The organism is Tepidiforma sp. (genome assembly GCF_034432735.1).
In the GTDB taxonomy this organism is placed as follows: domain Bacteria; phylum Chloroflexota; class Dehalococcoidia; order Tepidiformales; family Tepidiformaceae; genus Tepidiforma.
Window position 1 is genome coordinate 1 of record NZ_DAOUBJ010000043.1, and the last position, 5,919, is coordinate 5,919.

At 67.5% G+C, this 5,919-nt stretch carries 3 protein-coding genes and 2 pseudogenes; 1 reads left to right on the plus strand and 4 read right to left on the minus strand.

Annotated features, from left to right (window positions below; translation table 11 throughout):
• A pseudogene (locus VAE53_RS04485) lies at positions 1–447 on the plus strand (hypothetical protein); the annotation flags it as partial.
• 67 nt (positions 448–514) lie between these two features.
• On the opposite strand, the gene VAE53_RS04490 reads toward VAE53_RS04485, so the two are convergent.
• The 4 genes and pseudogenes from VAE53_RS04490 to VAE53_RS04505 form a co-directional block, all read right to left on the minus strand.
• Complete coding sequence (locus tag VAE53_RS04490) at positions 515–2,170, minus strand: thiamine pyrophosphate-binding protein (protein WP_322818172.1); 1,656 nt, start codon at positions 2,168–2,170, stop codon at positions 515–517.
• Between the two features lie 55 nt (positions 2,171–2,225).
• The gene (locus VAE53_RS04495) at positions 2,226–3,233 is read right to left on the minus strand and encodes an aldo/keto reductase (protein ID WP_322818173.1); all 1,008 of its coding nucleotides are present in this window, start codon (positions 3,231–3,233) and stop codon (positions 2,226–2,228) included.
• A gap of 137 nt (positions 3,234–3,370) precedes the next feature.
• Complete coding sequence (gene malQ, locus VAE53_RS04500; protein ID WP_322818174.1) at positions 3,371–4,843, minus strand: 4-alpha-glucanotransferase; 1,473 nt, start codon at positions 4,841–4,843, stop codon at positions 3,371–3,373.
• Positions 4,840–5,919, minus strand: a pseudogene (locus VAE53_RS04505) (hypothetical protein); the annotation flags it as partial. The pseudogene VAE53_RS04505 and the gene malQ, both read right to left, overlap by 4 nt.

The window sequence follows — 5,919 nt, forward strand, 5'->3', positions numbered from 1 at the left end:
GAGCGGGTGAAGGCGGCGATGGGCGCTGAACAGCTCGACTTCCTGGGCGGCGGGACGGACGGTATCGGGACGCCGGAGGATCTTCGCCAGCATCTGCGGAAGTTCGCCGAGGCTGGTGTGGACCAGACGGTGTTCATCCAGCAGGGAGGCAAGAATCGCCACGAGCACATCTGCGAGGCGCTGGAGCTGTTCGCGGCGGAGGTGATGCCGGAGTTCCAGGAGGAAGAGGAGCGGCGACAACGGAAGAAGATGGAGGAGCTTGCGCCCTACATCGAAAAGGCGCTTGCCCGCAAGAAGCGGATGCGGGAGCTGACCGACGACGAGATCCCGACGTACGCGGCCTATGGCGCGATGATCGCGGAGGTCGACACGTCGAACCTGGAAGGCGCGGCCCGCATCCGGGCGGAACGCTGGCGCAAGATGCGGGAAGTGCTTTCGAACGTGTAGGCGGGTATTCGACGCTCTCGGACAGGCCCTCCCCGTACGGGGAGGGCCTGTCGGGGTTTGGCCGGGGTCAGTGGGCTCGGTCGGGGGCCGGCCTCGGTGGCGGGGAGCCGAGGCCGCCCATGGGTACGAGCTGCGCCATGTCGATATCGAGGAGGGTAGGCCCGCCGTGTTCCAGTGCACGCGATAGGGCGGCCCGGAAACCGGGGGCCGACGCGACGGGCTCGGCACGGATGCCCATCGCCTCGGCGAGTCGGACGAAGTCGGGCGTTGCGAGGTCGACGCCGAACTGGCGACCTTGGAAGGTACGCCCCTCGATGGTGCGCAATACGCCGTATCCGTGGTCGTTGAAGATGCAGACGATGACCGGGACGTTGTACTGTGCCGCGGTGGCGAGTTCGCCGAGGGCGAGCATGAATCCGCCATCGCCCTGGATGACGATGGCGGGGCGGGCGGTACCGATGGCGGCACCGAGTGCGAGAGGAAGCCCCGGTCCGATGGCTGCGGATGTTGGGTAGATGGACGTCCGGGGTGCGAGGATGGGGAGCAGCCGGTTTCCCCAGAGGTAGGCGGGAACGGTGGCATCGCGGACGATGAGGGCGTCGCGAGGTGCGAGCTCGCGGATGGCGTCCATGATGGCGGCGTAGTCGGGGCCGATTTCGCGCCGAATCGCTTCGCGAGCGGCGTCGCGCAGGGTAGCGGCGCGCTCGGCGAATGACCCTTCGGAGCGGTGGCCGGCGAGGTGGCGAAGCAGCTGGCTGAGCGCTAGCCGCGCGTCTCCGACGATGGCGACTTCGGGCGGGTAGTTTCGACCGATGACTGCCGGGTCGGCATCGATGTGGACGAGCTTTGCGGCGAATCGCAGCGTCCAGTTGCGGGTAGGGCCTGCCTGGAAGCGGGTGCCGACAGCGAGGATGGCATCGGCTGTTTCGAGCACTTCTTGGAGACCGGGATGAGCGGAGAGGGGGCCGAGGGCGAGGGGATGGTCCTCGGGGATGGAACCGCGGCCGTTGGGGGAGGTGAGGACCGGTGCGCCGAGTTCCTCGGCCAATTGCTGGAGCTCTCTTTCGGCACCGGCCGCGAGGACGCCGCCGCCGGCCCAGATGAGGATGCGGCGGGCCTGCTGGAGCACCTCGGCGGCGCGTGCGAGGGTGGTACGGTCGGGGCTGACGCGAGGCCAGGCCTCGACGTGGGGAACGTCGACCTCGGCGCGGGTGTACTGAAGGTCGATCGGGATTTCGACGGCTCCGGGTGCCGGGCGACCGGTGGAGATGTCGCGGGCCACTTCGACGATGGTGCGGGCGATGTCCTCGGTCCGGCGCACGGACTCTGCGCGGCGGGTGACGGTCCGGAGCATGGGAAGTTGGGCCTCGGCCTCGTGGAGGAAGCCCTTGGCTTTGCCGTAGAAAAGGGATTCGACTTGTCCGGTGATGAGGAGGACTCGGCTGGAGGCGAACTGGGCTTCGTAGAGGCCGGTCATTGCGTTGGTGGTTCCGGGGCCGGTGCTCGCGATGGCGACGCCGATTCGGCCTGTGGCGCGGGCGTAGCCATCGGCAGCGTGGAGGGCGGCTTGCTCGTGGCGAACGGCGATGGGGGTGATGCCGCCGAGACGGTGAATGGCGTCGTAGATGGGGATGTTGTGCACGCTGACGATGCCGAAGACGTGCGCTACGTCGAGCGCTCGAAGCGCGTGGTAGACGGCTTCGCCGCCGGTCATCTCTTGCATGTGGCCCTCCCGGGATGGTGGCGGCGGTGGACGGTGGAGCCGGCTATCGGTCTGGTCACCATCGGTACGGACCTGGCTGCCAATCTGCTTCGTAGTAGGGCGATACGTGGGTTCCGGGTGCGATGATCCGGTCGATCGCTTGGCGGTCTTCGTCGGTTATGGCGATGTCGAGGGCGGCGAGGTTGTCTTCGAGCTGTTCCATGGTGCGAGGTCCGATGATCGGGCTCGTGACACCGGGCTGATGCATGCACCATGCGAGCGCAAGGCGGGAGATGGTGGTTCCTTTGTCGCGCGCGAGCGATTCCAGGGGTTCGATGACATCCCAGATGGCATCGTTCATGCGCCGGCGGTACATGGGGTTGGCGTCGAGGTTGGCGTAGCGGCTGTCGGGCGGGGGTGGCGCGTTGCGGGTGTATTTTCCGGTGAGCAGGCCGCCGGCCAGGGGGCTCCAGGGGATGATGGCAAATCCGTAGGCGCGAGCCATCGGGAGGAGCTCGCGTTCGATCCGCCGGTCGAGGAGGTTGTAGGGTGGCTGCTCACAGACGAAGCGCTCGAGTCCGTACTCCTTCGAGACCCAGAGGCTTTCGACGAGCTGCCAGGCGGCGAAGGTGCTGGTGCCGATGTAGCGGACTTTGCCGGAGCGAACCAAGTCGTCGAGGGCACGGAGTGTTTCGTCGATGGGGATGTCGGGCTGAGGGCGATGGATCTGGTAGAGGTCGATCCAATCGGTGCCGAGGCGCCGCAGGCTTGCATGGCATTGTTCGATGATGTGGCGGCGGGCGTTGCCCATGGCGTTCGGGCCTTCGCCGATGCGCCCGTGTACTTTGGTAGCGAGGATGACGTCGTTGCGCCGGCCGTTGCGCGCGAGGGCGGCGCCAACGGCTTCTTCGCTGCGGCCTTGGGCGTAGACGTTCGCGGTGTCGATGAAGTTGATGCCGGCGTCGAGTGCGCGGTCGATGATGTCTGCGGCATCGGAAGGGGAGGTGCGGCCGCCGAACATCATCGCACCGAGGCAGAGTGGGCTGACGCGGACGCCGGTGCGGCCGAGGGGTCGGTACTCCATGCTGGGACCTCCAAGGTGGTGTGCAGGGAGCGTACGCGAGCCGGGGTGGAATTGCAGGCTCGGGCGCCTCGGCGCTGGCGTCCGTGTCGGTGTCCCTTCGCGGAAGCCGGGGGATGGTCGGGGACCGTCGGGGGAGCTCAACCATCCGACAGTCTTGCGGTTTCGGCGGCGAGGTCGTGAAACCAGGCGAGGCGATCGGGCTGGACCTGCTCCCAGGCGAAGCGCCACGTCCAGTTGCCCTCGGCCCTGCCGGGGTGGTTCATGCGATGTTCGCTGTCGAGGGCGAGCAGATCCTGCATGGGGACGATGGCCGTCTCGGCGATGCTGTGGAGCGCGGTGGAGATGAGGTCATCGACGATGTGCGAGCCGTCGATGCCGAGTTCGCGGCGGACGTTGTCGCGCTCCCATTCGGGGAGGTGTTGCCACCAACCGAGCGTGGTGTCGTTGTCGTGGGTGCCGGTGTAGACGACCTGGTTCCGGCGGTGGTTTCGGGGGAGGTACGGGTTGTCGGGATCGCCTCCGAAGGCGAACTGCAATACGGCCATGCCGGGGTAGCCCAATTCGTCGCGGAGGGCCCGCACGTCATCGGTGATGATGCCGAGGTCCTCGACGATGATGGGCAGGGTGCCGAGCTCGCGCTGGAGCGCATCGAACAGGTCGCGGCCGGGTCCGGGAAACCACGAACCACGGACGGCTGTTGGCTCATGTGCGGGGATGTGCCAGGCGGCCACGAAGCCCCGGAAGTGGTCGACCCGGACGGCGTCGAAGAGGGCGAGGGCGCGTCGGAACCGGTCGATCCACCATCGGTAGCCATCGGCGCGCATTGCGTCCCAGTCGTAGAGGGGGTTACCCCAGCGTTGGCCTGTTTCGCTGAAGGCATCGGGGGGGACGCCGGCGACTACGGAAGGGTTTCCGTTGGCGTCGAGCAAGAAGAGATGACGGCGGGTCCAGTGGTCGGCGCTGTCGCGGTCGACGAAGATTGGCATATCGCCAATGAGGACGATGTTTCGCTCTCGGGCGGCGGCGCGGAATTCGCGCCACTGAGCATCGAAAACGTACTGGAGGAAGAGGTTGAAGTGGATTGCATCGTCCAGTCCGGCGGACGGGATGGGTGCCGGCGGGGGGAGGTCCCGGTACTCTGGCGGCCATTCCCACCAGGGGCGCCCCGTAACGCGATGCAGGGTTTCGAAGAGGGCGAATTCGGATGCCCAAGGTTGTTCCTGGACGAAGGCTTGGAGTTGGTCGTTGGAAGACGAGGCGCGGAATCGCTGGTATGCACGCTGAAGCCGCGGCCACCGGGCTTGGCGGAGCGCGGCGAAATCGACGCGGTGGGGCCGGCCGACGGGGGGCAACACTGCCTCGTCGGCCGTGAGCCACCCCCGCTCGACAAGCCAGTGGAGATCGATGAGGCGGTCGTCGCCGGCGAAGGCGGAGCGTCCGGCGTAGGGGGAATCGTAGGGGCCCGGCGGGCAGACGGGCAGCATCTGCCAGGCGCGGGCCCCGGCGGCCGCGAGGAGGTCGAGAAAGCGTATGGCGGGCTCGCCGAGGGTGGCGGGGTGGGGGAGCGAGGTGGGATGGAGGAGGATGCCAGCGAGCCGCTTGCCCATCATGGGGCGGTGGCCAGCTGTTCGAGTTCATCGAGCGAGAGGCGGGCGGCGCGGCGGCCGTGGTGAAGGAGGGCGGCGACATCGCCGCGGGCTTGGGCGGTTTCGAGCGCGGCGAAGGTGTAGCTTTCGCCCGGCACGGGGAAGTCGACGGCGGGCGGGTCTTCGACGACGAGGAAGACTCCGGTATTCGGACCGCCCTTGTGGAGTTGACCGGTCGAGTGGAGATAGCGAGGTCCGAAGCCGACGGTGACGGCTACGCGAAGCCGGTTGCGGAGGGCGTGGCGGGCGTGTTCGAGCCGGGCGGTGGACGTTCGATTCCGTGGGAGGTAGGCAAGGATGGCAAGGTAGTCTCCCGGACGCAGGGAAGCCAGGACATCGGCGGCCGGGGGTGTCTCTGGCTCGGGTGCGCTGCCGGCGAGCAGTTGGCGGGCCATCTGCTTGGCCTCTTCGACGTTGGGTTGATCGAAGGGGTTGATGCCGAGGATGTGGCCAGCTATAGCGGTGGCGAACTCCCAGCGGAAGAATTCGGCTCCGAGGTCCAGTGGTCCGATGGCAGGCAAGCGGACTACCGGGTGGCCGGCGGCCTCGATGGCATCGAGCCCATCGATGGTGCCGTAGGCGACGAAGAGGCGGTCGTGGCTGTAGACGCCGGGCGAACCGAGACGTTCTCCTGCGACCGGGACGATGCCCTTCCCGCACTTGCCGGTGGATTCAGCGACGAGCTGTTCGATCCAGTGGCCGAGCGCTTCGACCTGGTGAGGGAGGATGAGGGTGAGCTTATCTTTGCCGGCGAGGGCGGCCTCTGCGATGACGGTACCGAGCCATGTGCCGGGGTTGGAGGCGAGGTGGCGTGGCTCGCGGCAGGCCCGGGCCATGGGTCCGACGCGCCCGAGCAAGGCCGGGACATCGACGCCGCTAAGCATGGCCGGGACGAGGCCGAAATATGAAAGCGCGGAGAACCGCCCGCCGATATCGGGCGGGTTGAGGAAGACTTGGCCGATGCCAAGCCGGCGCGCTTCGGCCTCCAGGGGGGTCCCGGGATCGGTGACGACGATGAACCGTGAGGGGTCGGGAATTTT

Bases quoted from the DNA above. Each gene is read 5' to 3' on its own strand.
- VAE53_RS04495 (WP_322818173.1), bottom strand. From the start codon at position 3,233: ATGGAGTACCGACCCCTCGGCCGCACCGGCGTCCGCGTCAGCCCACTC.
- malQ (WP_322818174.1), bottom strand. From the start codon at position 4,843: ATGATGGGCAAGCGGCTCGCTGGCATCCTCCTCCATCCCACCTCGCTC.
- VAE53_RS04490 (WP_322818172.1), bottom strand. From the start codon at position 2,170: ATGCAAGAGATGACCGGCGGCGAAGCCGTCTACCACGCGCTTCGAGCG.